This is a genomic window from Sulfurimonas sp., assembly GCF_028694605.1.
In the GTDB taxonomy this organism is placed as follows: domain Bacteria; phylum Campylobacterota; class Campylobacteria; order Campylobacterales; family Sulfurimonadaceae; genus Sulfurimonas.
In genome coordinates, this window is sequence record NZ_JAQVKP010000017.1 from 1 (window position 1) to 18,047 (window position 18,047).

19 protein-coding genes are annotated in these 18,047 nt (G+C 38.0%); 1 reads left to right on the plus strand and 18 read right to left on the minus strand.

All coding sequences use genetic code 11. The features are described 5' to 3' along the window. Positions 1-226: 226 nt before the first annotated feature. Genes PHY84_RS09990 through PHY84_RS10000 form a run of 3 tightly spaced genes read right to left on the minus strand, consistent with a single transcriptional unit; the run spans position 227 to position 2,757 of the window. Complete coding sequence (locus PHY84_RS09990; RefSeq protein WP_299859405.1) at positions 227-1,108, minus strand: N-acetylneuraminate synthase family protein; 882 nt, start codon at positions 1,106-1,108, stop codon at positions 227-229. Between the two features lie 15 nt (positions 1,109-1,123). After that, positions 1,124-1,873, minus strand: coding sequence for a CBS domain-containing protein (locus tag PHY84_RS09995; RefSeq protein WP_299859407.1), 750 nt, complete (start codon positions 1,871-1,873; stop codon positions 1,124-1,126). Then, positions 1,870-2,757, minus strand: coding sequence for a class I SAM-dependent methyltransferase (locus PHY84_RS10000; RefSeq protein WP_299859409.1), 888 nt, complete (start codon positions 2,755-2,757; stop codon positions 1,870-1,872). Before PHY84_RS10000 ends, PHY84_RS09995 begins: the two co-directional genes overlap by 4 nt. Positions 2,758-3,081: 324 nt before the next feature. On the opposite strand from PHY84_RS10000, the gene PHY84_RS10005 reads away from it, so the two are divergent. After that, positions 3,082-3,732, plus strand: coding sequence for a hypothetical protein (locus PHY84_RS10005; RefSeq protein WP_299859411.1), 651 nt, complete (start codon positions 3,082-3,084; stop codon positions 3,730-3,732). A 164-nt stretch (positions 3,733-3,896) separates the two neighbouring features. Here PHY84_RS10005 and PHY84_RS10010 read toward each other — a convergent pair whose 3' ends face one another. The 15 genes from PHY84_RS10010 to PHY84_RS10080 all read right to left on the minus strand — a co-directional run bounded on the left by PHY84_RS10010 (position 3,897) and on the right by PHY84_RS10080 (position 18,040). Then, the gene (locus tag PHY84_RS10010; protein WP_299859413.1) at positions 3,897-4,328 is read right to left on the minus strand and encodes a hypothetical protein; all 432 of its coding nucleotides are present in this window, start codon (positions 4,326-4,328) and stop codon (positions 3,897-3,899) included. A gap of 303 nt (positions 4,329-4,631) precedes the next feature. After that, entirely contained in the window at positions 4,632-6,980 is a 2,349-nt protein-coding gene (locus tag PHY84_RS10015) for a PD-(D/E)XK nuclease family protein (RefSeq protein WP_299859415.1), read from the minus strand. A gap of 14 nt (positions 6,981-6,994) precedes the next feature. After that, positions 6,995-7,501: a FixH family protein gene (locus PHY84_RS10020; RefSeq protein ID WP_299859417.1), complete on the minus strand. Its 507-nt coding sequence runs from the start codon at positions 7,499-7,501 to the stop codon at positions 6,995-6,997. Beyond that, the gene (locus PHY84_RS10025; RefSeq protein WP_299859419.1) at positions 7,488-8,189 is read right to left on the minus strand and encodes a 3-dehydroquinate dehydratase; all 702 of its coding nucleotides are present in this window, start codon (positions 8,187-8,189) and stop codon (positions 7,488-7,490) included. Before PHY84_RS10025 ends, PHY84_RS10020 begins: the two co-directional genes overlap by 14 nt. A 109-nt stretch (positions 8,190-8,298) precedes the next feature. Continuing rightward, positions 8,299-8,511 carry a DUF4006 family protein gene (locus PHY84_RS10030; RefSeq protein ID WP_299859421.1) on the minus strand — a complete coding sequence of 71 codons (213 nt, stop codon included), beginning with the start codon at positions 8,509-8,511 and terminating at the stop codon, positions 8,299-8,301. Between the two features lie 10 nt (positions 8,512-8,521). Further along, positions 8,522-9,445, minus strand: coding sequence for a c-type cytochrome (locus tag PHY84_RS10035; protein WP_299859422.1), 924 nt, complete (start codon positions 9,443-9,445; stop codon positions 8,522-8,524). Between the two features lie 9 nt (positions 9,446-9,454). Then, positions 9,455-9,676 carry a cytochrome c oxidase, cbb3-type, CcoQ subunit gene (locus tag PHY84_RS10040; RefSeq protein ID WP_299859423.1) on the minus strand — a complete coding sequence of 74 codons (222 nt, stop codon included), beginning with the start codon at positions 9,674-9,676 and terminating at the stop codon, positions 9,455-9,457. A 9-nt stretch (positions 9,677-9,685) separates the two neighbouring features. Next, entirely contained in the window at positions 9,686-10,378 is a 693-nt protein-coding gene (ccoO, locus tag PHY84_RS10045; RefSeq protein WP_299859424.1) for a cytochrome-c oxidase, cbb3-type subunit II, read from the minus strand. A gap of 15 nt (positions 10,379-10,393) precedes the next feature. Beyond that, on the minus strand, positions 10,394-11,887 hold the full coding sequence (gene ccoN / locus PHY84_RS10050; protein WP_299859426.1) for a cytochrome-c oxidase, cbb3-type subunit I: 1,494 nt from the start codon (positions 11,885-11,887) through the stop codon (positions 10,394-10,396). Between the two features lie 267 nt (positions 11,888-12,154). Further along, positions 12,155-13,294 carry a glutamine-hydrolyzing carbamoyl-phosphate synthase small subunit gene (gene carA / locus PHY84_RS10055; RefSeq protein ID WP_299859428.1) on the minus strand — a complete coding sequence of 380 codons (1,140 nt, stop codon included), beginning with the start codon at positions 13,292-13,294 and terminating at the stop codon, positions 12,155-12,157. 5 nt (positions 13,295-13,299) lie between these two features. Continuing rightward, positions 13,300-13,851: a DUF507 family protein gene (locus PHY84_RS10060; RefSeq protein WP_299859430.1), complete on the minus strand. Its 552-nt coding sequence runs from the start codon at positions 13,849-13,851 to the stop codon at positions 13,300-13,302. A gap of 53 nt (positions 13,852-13,904) precedes the next feature. After that, entirely contained in the window at positions 13,905-15,782 is a 1,878-nt protein-coding gene (locus PHY84_RS10065; protein ID WP_299859432.1) for a GGDEF domain-containing phosphodiesterase, read from the minus strand. Positions 15,783-15,836: 54 nt separating this feature from the next. Further along, positions 15,837-16,349, minus strand: coding sequence for a PDP protein (locus tag PHY84_RS10070; RefSeq protein WP_299859434.1), 513 nt, complete (start codon positions 16,347-16,349; stop codon positions 15,837-15,839). Further along, positions 16,346-16,765 (minus strand): flagellar export protein FliJ, encoded by a 420-nt coding sequence (locus PHY84_RS10075; protein ID WP_299859436.1) that lies wholly within the window; start codon positions 16,763-16,765, stop codon positions 16,346-16,348. Before PHY84_RS10075 ends, PHY84_RS10070 begins: the two co-directional genes overlap by 4 nt. A 24-nt stretch (positions 16,766-16,789) precedes the next feature. Then, the gene (locus PHY84_RS10080; protein ID WP_299859438.1) at positions 16,790-18,040 is read right to left on the minus strand and encodes an adenylosuccinate synthase; all 1,251 of its coding nucleotides are present in this window, start codon (positions 18,038-18,040) and stop codon (positions 16,790-16,792) included. Positions 18,041-18,047 lie beyond the last annotated feature (7 nt).

Here is an 18,047-nt window from a genome sequence, read left to right on the forward strand (position 1 = left end):
TAAGAAAATTGAGTTAATTAGAGCAAAACAACGCGAAAGCAAAATGAGAATGATTTTTTTAAAGTAAAAAATAGCTACAATGAAAAATTAGCTACTTGGTGGGGATTGAATTTGCAAGTGGCTCATGTGTTAAAAATTTACCAAATCTAGCCTCAGTTGCCGTTGCATAATATGCATTTTCATACTCAAACATTTTTTTCGTATCAAAATTATTCAAAATCATTTTTTATCTCTTGTATTTTAATTTATCTCTTTGAACTTGTTCAATCGGCAATATCTCATCGCTTTTATATCTCAATGCTTTATATACGGCATCAAGATCTCTTGCTAATCTTTTCATGCCATCAGGCTGGAGTGAAGCTGCGTGATCCGTACCTTTCCAACTTATATCTTTTGTAAAATGCCTCTCTATCCATCTTGCACCCAAGGTGTATGCGGCAACATCAACGGCAATACCCAAATGATGCCCGGAAAATCCTATCTCATTTATTCTTGATTCATATTTTTCATAAAGCCAGTTAATCTCTAAGAGTGATACATCTTCAAAAGGTACTGGATAGCCGGATGTGCAGGAGTATATCAACAATCTTGATTTTGCTTGACCCGTTTCTTCGAAGAATTTTACAATCTCTTCAACCTCATCCCTGCTTGTCATTCCGATTGAAAGCTGTACCTGCCCTTTAAATTCGTCTCTTAAAACTCTTAACATCTCAAAATTATTATTACACGCCGATGGTACTTTTAAAAACTCAGGAGCAAATTCTATCATTTCTCTGGCGCTGGTAACATCCCAAACCGATGTAGAATAAACCACGCCTATCCCATCACAATATTTTTTTAATTCACGATGCTGTTCTTTGTCAAACTCCAAGAATTCCCTATGGGCTCCATAGGTATCTCCATAAGCATTAGCAGGAACAGGATGCGGTGCATTGTACTGCTCAGGTGTTAAAAGCTCTTTATTGTTTCTTTTTTGAAACTTTACATACTTTGCGCCACTCTCTTTTGCCAGATAAATAAGCTCTTTTGCAATCTCAAAGTTACCCATGTGATTACACCCTATCTCAGCGATAACCTTAGGTTCTTTATAGTTAAATTTAAACGCCATTTTTTTATCCTTATTTTATTTTCTTCCGTATTTATCGCTGTATCTTACAATATCGTCTTCCCCAAAATATTCGCCTAGCTGTACTTCTGCTAAAATCAAATTTTCATCACTAGATAAGTTAATAAGTTGATGTTTGACTCCCTTTGGTATATAAACGTGCGCTCCCGAATTTAAATATAGCTCAGACTCTCCTAAAATAACTTTGGCATGTCCTTTTATAATTACCCAATGTTCTTCCCTTTTCTTATGTTCTTGGAGGCTTAGTTCTTCGTTGGCAAAAACTGTTATTATTTTTGATTGTGCGTGAGATGTTAAAAAGGTGCTTTTGTAGAATCCCCAAGGTTTATTATATATCTCATACTCTAAAGTATTATTGTCAAATCTTGAAAAATCATAAGTTAAATCAAATCGAAAATTCTCTAAAAGCATAATATGGAATTGTTTTTTTCTAATAATATTTACTAACTTTTTGTCCTCATTCAGTATCGGTAAAAAATCAATTTTATCTAATTTGAATTTTTCACAAACAGTATCAAATGAAGAACTTAGTTCTAAATATTCAAATTGCTGATTATAAATATCATAAACTTTGTCATCAAGATGGAATTTATTTAAAAAAGCTCTTCTAATATCACCGTCCGTAATTATTCCGGCTACCTTGTCAAACTCATCAACACAGAGCAAAAATCTCTTCTTATTATCCTGAAGTTTTTGTAGTGCTTCTAAAATAGTTCTATCACGTTTTATTATTATATCGAGCTTCATATTTCTTTACTTTTTGAAGATATTTTTACAATGTAAAATATAGTATCGGTTTTTTTTACAAATTCAATAGATCTTTTATACTCTTTATCCTCTTTAAATATTTCATCAAATTTTTTATCTCCGCCGGGTTTTTTGTATTTTAACCATGTTAAATGATTGCTTAAACCATAGCGTTGATAATAAATTACATTCGTAGATAAAAATCCGTTTTTACTAAAGATATAGTCCAACGAGGGTACGGAATAGATCATTGGATGCATGGGCTGAAAGACAAAATCTTTAAACTCTTTTATATCATAAATTGAAATAAGGGGATCTTCGATATGCGGTACTTCTATTAAAATAATACCGTTGTCTTTTAAAAGCTTTTTACAATTATCCAAAAATTTGCTAGGTTCCCTTATATGTTCAAAAACATGAAACATACAAATAACGTCAAATTTTTCGCTCTCTTGGATTTTTTCAATAGAACTGTAAGCTCTATCGGTTATAAATTGTTTAGAAAACTCTCTGTTGTCATCAGACGGCTCTACAGCGGAGGTGTGACAATTATTTAGAAGTGACAGAAATGCTCCGGTGCTTGAACCTATCTCCAAGACTTTTATTCCATCATGAAAGTAGTTTGAAACCACATTCATACGCTCTTTAGCGATGGAGATACTTTTTTTATGATAGTCTTGCAGTGATTCTCCGGTAGCCAGACCGCGCGCTTTTATATGCGCGTTGAAATTTTTGTAAAACTCATACTCCTCTTTTTCACTCATCATTGGATGAATAAATGTAAGGGTGCATTCGTTGCACTGATACACCCTGCCGTTTTCAATGGACCAAACGCTATCATGAAATATTTTTACATTATCTGTTTCGCAGTTTGGGCAAGTCACTATCCAGACCTTATTTATATTTTAACATTGCAAGCAAAAATGATACCAAATAATAATACGGGCGATATATATACCGCCAATTGGCGTAAAAATAACCGTGTTGCACTTGATTGTTGAATGGGCGTGGGTAAAAGAAAATTTTAAGATTGGTGGTGGACCATCAGAGATTCGAACTCTAATTATAACAATTTCTTAAGTTCCTTAAACTTTTCTATTGTCTTCTAAAGTCCCTTATTTTAGGGGTTTAAGGCTTGTTGTTATTATATCAAGTTTGCTATACTTTTATATAGATTTTTAAATTTTGGGTAGCAATAGGGTAACAATTTGGCAAGAGTAAAAAGTAAAAAATATGCAGGTGTTTATCTCAATAAATTGGCAGACGGTGATATTACATACTCAATAAACTATAAAGATACAGATAATAAAAAAGTTTGGTTTACGGTAGGCAAAAAATCAAACGGTATTACCGAAACATATGCTTATAACAAAAGGAATGAGTTTATAAATAAAATAAAGCTTGGCGAAGAACCGCCTTCAGTTCTCAAAAAAAAGAAAAAAGATATAGTCGCACTTGATAGTGTGGCATTAGAACATTATAAGTCAAAAGAGAATCATAATCGTAATAATAAACTCTCAAAAAGAAAGTATGAGATGCATATATCTCCTATGTTGGGTAAAAAAGATATAAAAAACATTACTGCTGAAGATACCCAAAAACTACAAGCCTTAAAATTAAAAGAGTTTGCTCCAAAAACGGTTAATACGATTTTAGGGGAGTTGAGTACAATCTTTAACTATGCTATTGATAAGGGCATGGTAAATATTAACCCTCTGAAAAAAACTAAGCCATTGAAAATTGATAATTCCAGAGAAAGATATCTAAGCAAAGAATGTTATTTGAGTGTAGTTGACGATACTTTAAGAAACTTGATAAAATACTATTTTTCAAGTCCTCTCATCCGCACCATCCCTTAAATAGGGAACTTCAAGGGATTTACTCTCACTTTAAGAAAACTCAAAAAATTTTACTACAAGGTCATTTCTGACTTTAAACTTTATTTTTTTTATTAAAGTTTCTGAACCATTAACAGAAGAAATATATAAATATCATATGCCATCACACTCTTTGCTTAATCCTCTTAGGATTTTTTTTGCATACGCATTCCAGCCCAAATTATTATCAACCCTAAGCCAATAAACGGTATTCCAACAAATAAAATTAATGTTACATAAACATCAGAACCCATAGCTACATACCCTACACTTGTATAAGCAGAGGCAAGTATTGTAACGATCCAACCAAATACTTTTGTATTTTTTGCTCTTAAAATACTGCTTGGTACGGCGCTTTCTTCATTAGATGACTTGCTTTCTTTTTGCATACCTTTTCCAACCCAAATAAGCATCAAACCCAAAAAGACATATGGCAAACTGCCGATAAAAGAGTTAAGTAACAATCCATCCCAAGCTGCTTCCATAAAAAAAGTGATCAAAAATGTTGCGAGATTGACAAAAATTATTATCCACCCGATGCTCCATAGAAGCTTGCCTATAGGTTGATTGCTCTTCATAAAATGCTCCATCTATTTGCATAATCAGTATTATAGCGTTTACAACTTTTAATAAATCACGAAAATATAATATACTCAACTTTCGCACATAAAACCTAACTCTTTTTTGGTGTAAGCACCGATAAGGTAGTGTAAAAAAACTCTATACTTCCCATAAATACGGTATTGAGTGGATTTCAGAATACTCTCATCCGCACCATCTTTCTTTAGAAAACTCCATAAATTACGAACTTTTATCTCTCGTCAAATCCATTGTACAATTTTATCTACCAATTCACCATCTATGCTTATTGACTAACTTTTTTATTGTTGACGTCCGCACATAATTTTATACTCGCAATATAAGCAGTTTTTTATCTCTTCACATTTGCTGCACTCAATAGATTCTATATTTTGCAAATCCCTCATATGAGACTCCAAAACCGCCAATTTTTCTTTTAGAAACGGCTCGTCGATTATCTTAGACTTTTTTAGGTCGTAGTATCCGCAACCTGCAACATCGCCGAAATTTTGGGTCAGCAGATAGTAAAACTCTAGTTGAAAATCGGTCGCTTCCATAAAGTTTTTTTCCGTATAAAGTGCGTAAGTGCCAGTTTTGTAGTCAATGATGTAAAGTCGGTTGTCTCGTCTGTCTATCCTGTCGATGCGTCCTGTGAGCATCATACCTGCGAACTCTCTCTCTGCGCTTACTTCGCAATACGCTACACTCCACCCTTCACCAAATCTCTCAACTTCATTGTGACAAAACTGCTCCATTTTTTTGGCTTGCAGTGCCATAAGATAGTGTTCCAGCTCGCTCTCGCCGCATGCATTCTCAAGCTCTTTTCGCAAATCTCGCAAAAGCTCATGTCTATCATCGTAAAAGCTTTTTTTACCGTAAAGCTCTTTTAGCGCATTATGTACGTCAGAGCCGATTTCGTGCTCTTTTGGCATATCTTTAGGAATTTCATGATTTTTAATATGTTCGATGTAGCTGTAGTAGTACTTTCTTTTGCATGTCAAAAATGTTTTCAACTCCGTCGCGGAGAGTTTTCGCTCCTTAAAACTCCACTCGACAACTATCTCTTGCTCCTCTTTTGGCGGCATATCTGCTTTTGCAAAAAGTACAGAGGCGTAGTCTTGCTCATCATGAAGATTGGTCTCTTTTATGCCAAGCTGCTTTAAAAATCTCGAACCCTTGCTCTCATTTGAAGCAACAAAGCTTATGGCAACCTCTTTTGAGTTGTTGATGAGCCTCTCATAGTAGTGTTTTTGCAGATTTTCTCTATCGCTCATGGTGGGAAGATTTGCTGCTTCTCTGATGGCTGTGTTTAAGAACATATCTTTGTCGCTTTTTTTTGGGACATTGCCATCACTAAAATCGACTATCACAACTGCGTCAAAGGCGACCAAACGTGTCTCTAAAACCCCCATTACCGTAATTTTACCGCCACGCACATCATCAAGCGACCTGCTTGATACTCTTTGCAAAAATAGATTTAAGACCGATTTTACGCTCATATCATACATAAATGGCAAAATATGCCCAAAAGAGTAAAGCTCCTCTTCAAAAATCTTTATCTCTTTTTTATCGCCAAAGCTCTCTTTGTACTCTTTTAAAAAACCCAAAATATCCACATCTTGGCTCATTTGAGCATAAATAGAGCGTAGCGGATGGTAAAACTCCGAGCCTGCTCTTTGCATTCTGGCTTCATTCTCTTTGGAGTTTTGTTCTATATACGTACATGTCGCATCAAGTTTTTTGTACATCATACTGGTGCTAAAAGGCGCACCCATAGCAAAGTTGAAGTTTGACTTTGCATCAAAGAGCTTTAGTGTATCGGCAAATTTTTCATTTGGAAGAACTACTGCTATATTTTCGGGCTTGTACCCTTTTTGGATAAAGTCATATACCTTTTTTTTGACATAAGCGGCTTGCAGAATATTCTCGCTAAAGGAGTGGCACTCTATGCTTTTGTTCTCTTTTATCCTCTTCTTTGTAACAACGGCTTTTTTGTCCAGTGAGATTATGTAGCCAAATCCCGTCTCTAGTTCTATGCCCAATGTTGCAAACTTTTTTACCATTTTTGTGTTAAATCTGCTTGCACTCAGATGTATCTCCACCTCACAAAACGCACAACACCTCTCAAGCACCTCAAACTCAAAGTTGGTTAGATGCCCCTCTGCATAAAGCTCGATTTTTTTATATTTTTTTACATAATCTTCATTAAAATGATAATTTTTAGGCAAAAAAATGGGATCAAGCACTCCCCTTTGGTTACAGAGTTTTTCATAGCGTCTATAAAGCTCAAGAAGTATGGCGATATGCTCCTCATACTCTCCATAGACATCTGCTCTCTCAAGTGCCTCTATATCATACATCTCTGCACTCAACTCTTCAAAAAAACCAAAAATATAGGAAGCGTTTTTTGTAAATGTGAAAAAATTGCGTTCAATGGAGAGGTTTTGAAAATTTTTAAAGTCACTTGATTCCAAAAGAAGCAAAACTCTGCTATCCGCATCAAGGGCTTTGAGCCTATGGGCAACACAAACTCTTGAGAGAAAATCATGCATCGTGATATAGTTAGGAAGAAAAAGATTTTCGCCCTCGGCGTCAAACTGTTTATGACGGATGGCGCGTTGGGTCGGTAGGATTATAAGAGAACTGTTCATAGATGGATTATAGCCTAATATTCCACCGCTTGCATCCCTCTTGTGTCTGTTTTTATGTTATAAAATCTATTAAATTCGCCTACACTTACTTTTGCCATGATGTCCCATCTTCCCTCTTGCGGTAGTGTAATCGGCTCAAATGTATAGATACCGTTTTGAACTTTTGGGTTGTTCAGCTCTTGGTCATGCTTGTGGTTATTTGGTCTTGTTACAACTACTTTGATATTTGCGTTATCGATGGGATTTGCATCTTTATCACTCACTTTGTAGCTGAGTATTGCTTTTTGGGTACCAAATTCCTTAGTAATATACTCAACTTTATAGTGTCTCTCAAAGAGTATCTTTGCTTGGAGTATCTCGTTTGCTTTTGCGTCTGCTTCATGATAACCCATCATATAGGTATCGCTTTTTTCTACCGGAAGAGTGTTAGCAACAAATACAGTTGCAACACATGCACCAAAAACTGCGATGATTGAAGCACCTATGGCATAGGGCCAGATTTTTGGGTTACTTAGTTTCATTCTGTTTTCTCATGTAAATTTTTTTCTTAGCATACACAAAAAGTGCATAGAGTATAAAGCCGTAAAAAAGTATTTTTACAACAAATATGCTATCTTTGTTTGTATTTCCCACTGCATTTTCTAAAATGATACCTTTGTTTGCGGCGATTTGTTCAGCGATATCCGCATAACCGTTAAACATCGAACCGGAGTACTTGCCTAAAAGCTCACTCTCTTTTGCTTTTTGTGCCAACAGAGGGATGATTGTACCGCCATAACTGCCAGAGAGTTCTTTAAAAGAGTCAAACGAGTCGCTATAAAAAAGTGCTATAAAAAATGCCTGAACGGGAGAAGCAACAGGGCTTAAGATCTGTTTTTTGTCAAACAAGCTATATAAAGAAGACTCATTTGCCAAAATATCTACTTTTGTGTCCATTTGAGAAAATGTAAGCAAAATCGTAGGCTGCCCAAATTCACTTAGCACCTCTTTCTCATAAGCAACCATATCTTTGCCGTGCGGAAGCTCTTTTAGCATAAGAAGTCTTAATGATATACCCGTCTTTTGGTAAAGTTCCGAACCAAGTTTTTCAACCTCTGCGCTGAATGCCGGGTTAAATATAAGCTCATCTTTATAAAGATAGTTTGCAAAAAGCGAAGAGTGTAGAGAGAGTGTGAGGATGAGGGCAACAAGCCCTCTTGAAAAATTCAATGAAATTTCCTAACCGATAAAAAGATGATTTGGCGTTAAAACCGCATAGAGCGTATAAATAGCCATGAGCACTAAGCCCCATGAAATAATCTTATCCATACTTTGCCCCCTATTTTTTCACATCTATAACATGGTCAGCTTGCTTTGAGCCAATCATCTTAATAGATGCTTCATCTTTGATATCATAAAAATTTGCCGCACTGCCTGTTTGGACATTTATGCCCCACGCTGTCAATCCGACCAAAATAGTCAGAAGCAGCACAGTCGCAATCAACATACCCGTTATACCATCGATAGAGAATATACTTCTATTTTCATTCATTACGGACTCCTTATTTGCTTATGTTAGTGATATAAGCACCAACAGCTTCTTTTTGTTTGTCGTTAAGTCTATCAAACTTTGGCATGACACCGATAGCACCTTTTTTACCGTTATTAAGTATATTTGCCACTAATGCCGGCGTATATCCTGCAAGATTTGGAGCGACAAACTCCATCCCTTTTCCATCAGGACCATGACAACTTGAACACGCACCTACAAAAATCTCTGCACCATCACCTTTCATACCGTTTGCGACATAAGCAGACACCGTCTCTATCTCCGCATCAGTTATGAGTGCACCCGTGTTTGCATTGAAAAGTCCGTTACGATCAGGCATTGGCATATCTGTACCGAGAAGTTTATAGTTTGAGCCATGTTCGATTACATACTTTACAGAAGCCGCATTGATTCTCTTGTTAAGATTTGCCGCTTTACCGTCAATTCCATCAGCATTAATACCGTGGCACACTTTACACTCTGCCAAGAAAACAGACTCACCCATCTCGACAAGTTTATCACCGGTAAGACCTTTATACTTTGCCTCGAATTTTGTGTTGTGTGCAGCTGTATCTTCATTGTACTCGCCTACTTGAGAGTAAGCATTTACCGGATAGCCGATAGTAAAATACCACATACCCCAAATCATAGTGAGTAAAAACATAACTGCCCAACCCATAGGCAGTTCGTTTTTATACTCACCGATTCCATCCCAATTTTCATCGGCAAGTTCGCCGGATGCGCTATCCACCTGCATCTGACGTACATATTTAATTACAACAAAAACTGTAATTATAACTAGAGCAACTGCTCCTGCAATTGCAAGCATGTTAACGATGTCATCGTTCAAACCACCTTTTGTTGTACCAACAGACAAGAATGTCAGCAGTAGCATCAAAGCAGTAAAAACAACTCCCCCAAGATAAAGCTTATTCATATATCTCTCCTATTTCTTTTTACCCTCTACGGGTACCTTCTCATCCGATAGAGCTGATACGGGAGTATCATCTATATCATCTTTTAGCGCCATATTGCTATAGCTTTCGTAGTCAACCCCGCTTGCATCTCTCTTTTTTGTGTAGAGGTGATATATGTACCCATACAACGCCACTACAAGAAAAAATGTCAGTACAAAATATCCATACGCCTGAAGCTCTGCAATACCCACTTCAAATTCCTACTTGAGACTGTTCATATATGCAATCAACGCAACTATCTCTGGAATCTCCCCACGAGCAACTGCATCTTTAACATCTTGATCTTTCATGTCGGCAGCTACCACTTTTGCTTCTTCAAGTGCAAGTGAGCGTGCTTCTGCGACACTATTCGCCATCTTTACATTTTTTACAGAACCGTCTTTCATAGGTACCTCTTGATTATACGGAACTGCAAAGTGCTTTGCAACTGTGAGCTGTTCTGCATAAACCGTATCGACATCGGCACTGTTTGTAAAGAGCCATTTGTAAGCAGGCATGATTGACCCCGGAACAACCGAAGCCGGATTTTTCATGTGATTCTCATGCCAGTCGGTAGTTCTATAGTTGCCTACACGCATCAAATCCGGACCTGTTCTTTTAGAACCCCATAAAAACGGTCTATCGTACGCATACTCGCCGCTAAGTGAGTAGTGACCGTAGCGATCTGTTTCAGACTTAAATGGACGTACAAGCTGAGAGTGACAAGCATTACAACTATTTTTTATATAAACATGACGACCCGCCAACTCTAAAGTAGAGTAAGGAGCAGTTCCGATAACAGGACGGGAAGCTTGAGCAAAGTTTGGAAGAATCTCAATTAACCCTGCAAACGCAATTACAACAAATACACCTACCGCAAAAAAGAACGGATGTTTTTCTAACCAATGAAACATATTTTATCCTTTCAATTAAGCGCCCATAGGCGATGCGTTTTGTAATTCACGCTCTTCAACAGGGCGAGAAGACATAGTTTTGTAGATGTTATAAGCAAACATCAAGAAACCAACTAAGTATAAAAGACCGCCAACACCACGGATAGCGTAGTATGGATGAAGAACCGTTACCGTATCGATAAACGAGTAGGCAAGATTACCGAACTCATCATGTGCACGCCACATCATACCTTGCGTAATACCCGCAATCCACATAGACGTAAAGTAAAGAACAACACCAAGTGTTTGAATCCAGAACTGTGCCGCCATAAGAGACTTAGAGTAAATCTCACGTTTAAAGACACGAGGTGCCATGTGGTACAGTGCCGCCATAATCATAAAGCCAACCCATCCAAGAACACCGTCATGTACGTGTCCGACAATCCAGTCAGTAAAGTGTGCTATGGCATTGACTGATTTAATCGCCTGAATCGGACCTTCCAGTGTTGAGAACATATAGAAAGTCGAACCTAAAACCATAAACTTGATAAGCGGAGAAGCCGCAACCTGCTGCCATTCACCCTTCATAGTAAGAAGCATGTTAATTGCCGAACCCCAAGACGGAAGAATCAAGATAACAGAGAAGATGGACCCCATCGTCTGCATCCAGTCCGGAACAGTTGAGTAAAGAAGGTGATGCCCACCCGCCCATAAATAAACAAACATCAATCCCCAGAAAGAGAGCAGTGAAAGCTTATAAGAGTAGATAGCCTGACCGGACTCTTTTGGTAAGAAATAGTAAATCATCGCAACGATAGGCACTGTAAAACCAAATGCGACCGCATTGTGTCCATACCACCACTGAACGAGCGCATCATTTGTGCCTGCATACATAGAAACAGAGTGGTACCACGCACCTATGCCGCTCTCGCCTGAAGGAGATGTAGCAAAAAATGTAGGAATCTCCATGTTATTAAAGAGATAAAGCATCGCTATACCTAAGAAAGTCGCTATGTAGTACCAAACAGAAATATAGAGTGATTTTTCACGGCGAATACCGATAAGACCAAATATACCCATACCAAAAAGTACCCAAACAACAACAACAGCAATGTCAATTGGCCACTCAAACTCTGCATACTCTTTTGAAGTTGTTACACCTGCAAAAAGCGATACAATCACAGCTACAACAACTGCAAGATAGAGCCAAAAGTGAAGTTTTCCAAGTGTCATAAGCAGTTTTGATTCTGCCATCGACACCTTTAAAACACGCTGACCAACATAATACCAAGTAGCAAAAACACCACTTAGCGTAAAGCCAAAGATAACTGCATCTGTGTGCAGCGGACGAAGACGACTAAAGTTTGTATATTCAGCCAAACCATCTCCCAACATGAGATTCAACCCCGGAAATGCAAGCTGAAACGCCAATATTACACCAATGAGCATACCGACAATCCCAAAAGCGATAGTTGTAAGCATAAACATCTTAGCAATTGTATAGTCGTACTCTAATGGACGATTTTCCATATATAGCCTCCTTAAAGATTCAAAGCAATTAAGTCTAATGCGACTTCTTGAAAAATTTAAAATAAGTTCACTTGATTTTAAATTTTTCAAGAAGTCTTTATTTTTATTAAACTAAATAACTAAGGTATGATAACAGTATAAATGTTTAAGATTTCTTAATTATTGACATTTTTTCGACATTTTTCAAAAAAATTTCTGTTTTTTAACACTCTATTAACAAAAAAATGTTAGTTCTTAAAATTTTTGAGGGGTTTAGTGAGTAGAGCCCTATCTTTTGATTAAAGATAGAAACTCATTGAAGATATATCTGCTCTCTTTTGGACCGGGGCTGGACTCCGGATGGTGCTGTACTGAAAAAATCGGAGCGTCATTGTACTTCAACCCTTCAATTGTGTTGTCAAAAAGGTTTACGTGCGTCACTTCTGCAACTTCTGTGATGTTGTTTGGAACATTGTAGTTGTGGTTTTGTGCGGTAATCTCTACCAAACCTGTTTTTAGATTTTTTACGGGTTGGTTACCGCCGTGGTGACCAAACTTTAGTTTATATGTGTCATACCCGTGAGCGATAGAGAGAAGCTGATGTCCAAGACAAATTCCAAACATAGGCACTTTTGCATCAATAAGCTTTTTGATTTCACGCTGTTCATTTTTAAGCACAAGCGGATCCCCCGGACCATTTGACAAAAAGACGCCGTCAATCTCTTTTGCATTGTATCTTTTTACAAGCTCATCACCGTCAAAACTGTTTGGGATAACCTCTACACCGATATTTGCTGCTACCAGCTCATTGAGGATATTTGTTTTCACTCCAAAATCCAAAACAACAATATTTGCTTCCGGTGTCGGTGCCGCATCATACTTAAACTCTCTATCGTTGTAAACAGACTGCGTATGCTTGTAAGGCACTTTTGTACTTACCTGCTCAATGTAGTTTACATCCTCTATTCTCGGACTTGCTTCTAAAATCTTTTTTAGTTCTGCTTTGTCGCCCACCTCGGTAGATGCTATCATCATCATAGCGCCCTCGGTTCTTAGCATCTTCGTGATATAGCGTGTGTCGATGTCACAAATCCCCATAACATTTTGCTCTTTTAAAAAGTCTGCGAGTGATCCCTCTGCTCTAAAGTTTGAGTAACGCTCTTGATACTTTCTGACAATCATCCCTTTTGCATGTGCAGCCTTGCTTTCCATATCTTCAGCATTGACTCCAACGTTGCCGATTTCCGGTGCAGTAAATGTAACAAACTGCCCCGCATAAGATGGATCGGACATAATCTCTTGATATCCGCTCATAGAGACGTTAAAAACTATCTCGCCGACAACAGTGCCATTTGCACCAAAACTGTTTGCCTCTAAAAAAGTTCCGTTTTCCAGATAAATCCAAGCTTTTTGTTTCAAATTTTGCATGCTCATTACTCCATACCTCTTCTTATTAACTCTTCTTTGTAAAGTTTTTCATATAAAATATCAAATTCATCTGTCCCAGGGATATATCTCTTTTTGTAAGTCTTGATTTTCTCCATGATGATATTATCAAGCGCAGATGCCTCCGTAACAAATGATGCGATGGAGTTGTAGATAATATTTTTGATGCGGTTTTCAGTTACATCAAAATGGATAAGGTCTTCTTCGTAAAGCTCATCCAAAATCTTGTGAGAGAGGTCAGAGTAGCGCTCTTCATAATTTAGAATAATGCCAAACTCCGGAGCAAGCTTCTTTTTAATCATAAAAAAGAGTTGTCTCTCATCGACAAGATTAAACTCTATCTGCTCTTCATTGGCTTCACATATCTGATGTGTTTTCTCTTCAAGCGCCATCTCCTGCTTGATGTCATTTTCAAGTATCTTTTGTGCCTCTTTTGCTATAGGCTCAAGCCCTTTTGTCATAGTGACAACACCACTCTTGTTCAAATCAATCGCAATCTTATTGGCTATATGAGGTATAGTTTTAAGTGATATTTTCATCCAAAGACCCTACTTGTGTAAATATAAATTTTGTGATTTTACTATAAGTAAGGTTAGTTTAGGATTAGAGGAGAGTTTTTTTGCAAAACATACTCTTCAAACTTCTCTTTTGCCAGCGGTTTTGAGAAGTGGTATCCTTGCAGTATATTGCACTCCTCTGAAATGAGAAAATTTTTCTGCATCTGCGTCTCTACTCCTTCCGCAACAACGCTTAAACCGAGATTTTTTGCGATATTTAGAATGGTTTTTACCAAACTTGTATCTTGCTGTGGGTTCTCCAGCTCCATAATGAAAGATTTATCTATTTTAAGTTCATGTATCGGAATTTGGCGAAGATAGCTAAGCGATGAATAACCTGTGCCAAAATCATCCATGGAAAAACGGATTCCACAGTTTCTAATCTTATTCATGGTCTCTATAAGCTTAGGTATATCTTCAGCGGCACTCGTCTCTGTCATCTCAAAAATAATTTTTGAACTTAGCCGTTCATCCAGATATTTTCCGCATAACACCTTTACATCATCCACAAAAGCACTATGAAACATTTGACGCATGCTGATGTTGATAGAGAGCTGCTGTAACACTATCCCTTTCTCATCCCACTCGCTTAAAGTTTTAAATGCCTCTTCCAAGATATAGTATCCAAGTTCAACGATAAATCCTGTCTGTTCTGAAATCGGGATAAACTCATCAGGTCGTACGTTGCCAAGCTGCTCATTTTGCCATCGCACAAGCACTTCACACCCTACAATTTCTCCAATGCCGTTGACTTGAGGCTGATAATTAAGCGTTATCTCTCTGTTTTGCAGTGCAAAGCGCAACAACCTCTCTACTTCCAATTTTCTCTCTATTCTCACGGAGAGCTCATCATTGAAGAGTATAACACCGTCTCTACCTTTTGATTTTGCCTCATACATGGCGATATCAGCCTCTTTGATAAGAGTGTTTGCTGTTATGTTTGGGTTATCAATGATGCTTACGCCGACACTCGCACTAATGTAGAGATGATGTCCTTCTGTGACATACGTCTGCTTAATAGCATGCAATAAGTCTAAGGCAAAATTATACGCACTCTCTAAACATTCCTCTTTGTCCGCAAAAGAGGCACTCAGCATACAAAATTCATCACCGCCAAGCCTTGAGACAGTTGTTTTATGCGTTTTTGCAAGCTTGCTCATTCTTTGTGCAACTTCTACAAGAAGCTTATCTCCGATATCATGCCCTAAAGTGTCGTTAATAGTCTTAAAATAGTCTAAATCTATCAAAAGCAGATACATGCACTTTGCATTACTCTTTTGTGTTTTGATAGCATCCTCTATAAGCTCGACAAAATAGCGTCTGTTGCCTAGTTTTGTGAGGTAGTCATGGTATGCCTCAAACTGGTTTTTTTGCAGATATTTGTAAGTATTGCGTGAGCCGTAAAAAAGTACCCATGCTAGAACAATCGTCAATGCGGCGATAACATTGGAGTAAAACTTGCCAATCAGCAAAAGATAAATCGTAATAGGAATCATTGAAGAGGCAAGAATAAAGATAGCTAATTTTTTTTCCGATACAAGGATAGTCGTTGCGACAACAGCGACACCTAGTTGGGTAAAAATAGCAAGATAGTGCAGCTCTATATTGGAACGTAAAGTATAGACAACAAACATAATTGTCCATGAAAAAAAGTAGAAAAAGATAAAATAGCGCAGTTTGCCAAGCCAACGCTTCTTCTCTTGGATAGTATATGCTGTGTCGGAATACTCTTTGTAGAGCTTATAACCCCAGTGGGAGAGTGCCAAAACATACAGATACCACAATGGCTCGGCAATATATGAACCATACATGATACCAAAAAAGATATAGGAGGTTGCGGTTGAGGCAAAAAGAACTATAAGCACAACAATCTGTCTATGCATAAAATTATAAAAATTTATATTATTCAGCAAAAAACTACTCTTTTTTTGTTTTTTGTGATAATTTTATCTTATTTTTCTTAAAAATTACTTCGCCAAAAGAATTGTAAGTTCAGAAGCTTTTTTCGCTTCCATTTTACTCAGTATAGCTCCCGTTGTTTTAGGTTTAAGCGAAGAAAGAATATCCACGGCATCTTTTACGTCCATCTCAGAGAGTACGCTTGCCGCATTGGCTGCTTTCATCTTTGCAAAAGTCTCCGCCATCTTGCCCATCTTTACCTCTTTTAGCTCTTTTAGAAGCTGCTCATTTTTTTCAACCATCCCTTTGATAGATGCCTCTTTGGCGCTTATCTCACTTAGCTGTTTCGCTACATTCTCTTCACGCTCGCTTATTTTGGCTTCTCTCTTTTTTAAAAGCTCTTCAGTTGCGGTTTTGAGTGCGCTTAGAGACTGCTTTTGCTCATCGATTCGTTCAAGTTCTATAAGAAGTTCACTCTTTCTGGCTTTAAAAATCTCCGTACACTCAAAAAGTTTATCGCTTGTTTCAAGTGCATACAAAGATACAAATCCCAGTATAATCAATATTGCTATTTTTTTCATCCGTTTTTTCCCATATATGCCATAAGCGCAACCTCATCAAGATTTTTCGCTTCTAGCATCGCCTTTTTTTTGAGTTCCTGTTTTATCTCTTGAAGCTCTAAATATTGAAATTTTTCAAGCTCTATCATGTCTGTTTTTAGTTGCACTCTTGCCTGTTCTACCTGATTTTTGGCGAAGGCAACCCATTCTTGATTGTGTTTTATAAGTTCTCTTTGAGAGCTAAGAAGCGTTCTTGAGGCGAGCATTTGGCTCATGGTGCCGCGGCTTGGAGGGGTGATATCTTTGAGAGTGTTGTAAGAGAGCTCCAGTGCGCTTGATGCGCTATTTAGGTTCACGGTAGCCTTTTGTAAAAACCGCTCACTCTTTTGCAAGAGATTTTTTTTGACTTTTACAAGCGGGCTAAAGCGGCTTTTCATAGGCTCTCTCCTTTGAGAAAGGGGTTATAAAATAATGGTATCTTCTCTCTCCGGCGATGTCGAGATGATACCGACTTTTGTTTTTGTAATCTCTTCTATAGCACGGATATACTCTTGCGCCTCTTTTGGAAGTGCATCAAAAGTTCTCGCACCCTTAGAATTATCCCACCCTTTAAATGACTTATAAATAGGTTTTACATTATCCAGATTTGCAGGCAGATAGTCAATCTCTACGCCGTTTAAATCGTAAGCAACACAAACTTTTACTTCACTAAATCCATCTAAAACATCAAGTTTCATAAGTGCTAGTTCATCACAACCGTTAAGACGGCTTGCATAGCGGCATGCAACCGCATCAAACCAGCCGCATCTTCTCGCACGCCCTGTTGTCGTACCAAACTCATGCCCTCTTTCGCCGATAAGCTTTCCGTCTTCGCCCAAATCTTCACTCGGAAATGGACCGTTTCCGACACGGGTACAGTACGCCTTGACGATACCGATTACCTTGCCGATATCTTTTGCGTTAATGCCAAGCCCAGTACATGCTCCCGCACTTACGGTCGAGCTTGAAGTCACATAAGGGTAAGTTCCATGGTCAATGTCAAGCATAGTACCCTGCGCGCCCTCTAAAAGAACTCTCTTGTTATCCTCATCAAGCGCCTTCCAAAGAAGCTGCGTTGTGTCTGTGATAAAAGAAGAGAGTTTTGTGCTATAGCCTTGAAGTTCTTGTAAAAGTGTCTCTTTGTTTGGTGTTTTTATCTCTAAAATCTCAAAAATCGCTCTGTTTTGCTCAAAATACTCAAGCACTTTGTCGCAAAGCTTTGCAGGGTTTAAAAGTTCTCCTGCACGTACGCCGATACGGTTAATCTTGTCAGAGTAAGCAGGTCCGATACCTTTTCCGGTTGTACCGATAGCTTTGTCGCCTTTAAGCTTCTCACGAGCTTGGTCGATAAGAGAGTGGTAAGGAAGGTTTAGGTGTGCCTTGTCAGAGATAAAAAGTCTTCCCTCCAAATCTTTAAACTGCGTCATCTCTTTGATGATAGACTCAGGAGAAAGAACGACACCGTTTCCTATAACATTGATGGCTTTTGGATTTAAGATGCCCGATGGGATAAGATGCAGTGCATATCTCGTACCGTCAACCCAAATCGTATGACCCGCATTGTGTCCGCCTTGGCTTCTGCAAACCATATCGTACTCTTTTGCCAATCTGTCAACGATTTTTCCTTTTCCCTCATCACCCCATTGGATACCGACTACTAAATCTGCTTTCATTCTCTTC

What these genes read in the sequence shown, in the direction of transcription:
- carA (WP_299859428.1), bottom strand. Translation starts at nt 13,294, where the DNA reads ATGCAAAATTTGAAACAAAAAGCTTGGATTTATCTGGAAAACGGAACT.
- PHY84_RS10060 (WP_299859430.1), bottom strand. Translation starts at nt 13,851, where the DNA reads ATGAAAATATCACTTAAAACTATACCTCATATAGCCAATAAGATTGCG.
- PHY84_RS10015 (WP_299859415.1), bottom strand. Translation starts at nt 6,980, where the DNA reads ATGAACAGTTCTCTTATAATCCTACCGACCCAACGCGCCATCCGTCAT.
- PHY84_RS09995 (WP_299859407.1), bottom strand. Translation starts at nt 1,873, where the DNA reads ATGAAGCTCGATATAATAATAAAACGTGATAGAACTATTTTAGAAGCA.
- PHY84_RS10080 (WP_299859438.1), bottom strand. Translation starts at nt 18,040, where the DNA reads ATGAAAGCAGATTTAGTAGTCGGTATCCAATGGGGTGATGAGGGAAAA.
- PHY84_RS10070 (WP_299859434.1), bottom strand. Translation starts at nt 16,349, where the DNA reads ATGAAAAAAATAGCAATATTGATTATACTGGGATTTGTATCTTTGTAT.
- PHY84_RS10020 (WP_299859417.1), bottom strand. Translation starts at nt 7,501, where the DNA reads ATGAAACTAAGTAACCCAAAAATCTGGCCCTATGCCATAGGTGCTTCA.
- PHY84_RS09990 (WP_299859405.1), bottom strand. Translation starts at nt 1,108, where the DNA reads ATGGCGTTTAAATTTAACTATAAAGAACCTAAGGTTATCGCTGAGATA.
- ccoO (WP_299859424.1), bottom strand. Translation starts at nt 10,378, where the DNA reads ATGTTTCATTGGTTAGAAAAACATCCGTTCTTTTTTGCGGTAGGTGTA.
- PHY84_RS10030 (WP_299859421.1), bottom strand. Translation starts at nt 8,511, where the DNA reads ATGAATGAAAATAGAAGTATATTCTCTATCGATGGTATAACGGGTATG.
- ccoN (WP_299859426.1), bottom strand. Translation starts at nt 11,887, where the DNA reads ATGGAAAATCGTCCATTAGAGTACGACTATACAATTGCTAAGATGTTT.
- PHY84_RS10075 (WP_299859436.1), bottom strand. Translation starts at nt 16,765, where the DNA reads ATGAAAAGCCGCTTTAGCCCGCTTGTAAAAGTCAAAAAAAATCTCTTG.
- PHY84_RS10010 (WP_299859413.1), bottom strand. Translation starts at nt 4,328, where the DNA reads ATGAAGAGCAATCAACCTATAGGCAAGCTTCTATGGAGCATCGGGTGG.
- PHY84_RS10035 (WP_299859422.1), bottom strand. Translation starts at nt 9,445, where the DNA reads ATGAATAAGCTTTATCTTGGGGGAGTTGTTTTTACTGCTTTGATGCTA.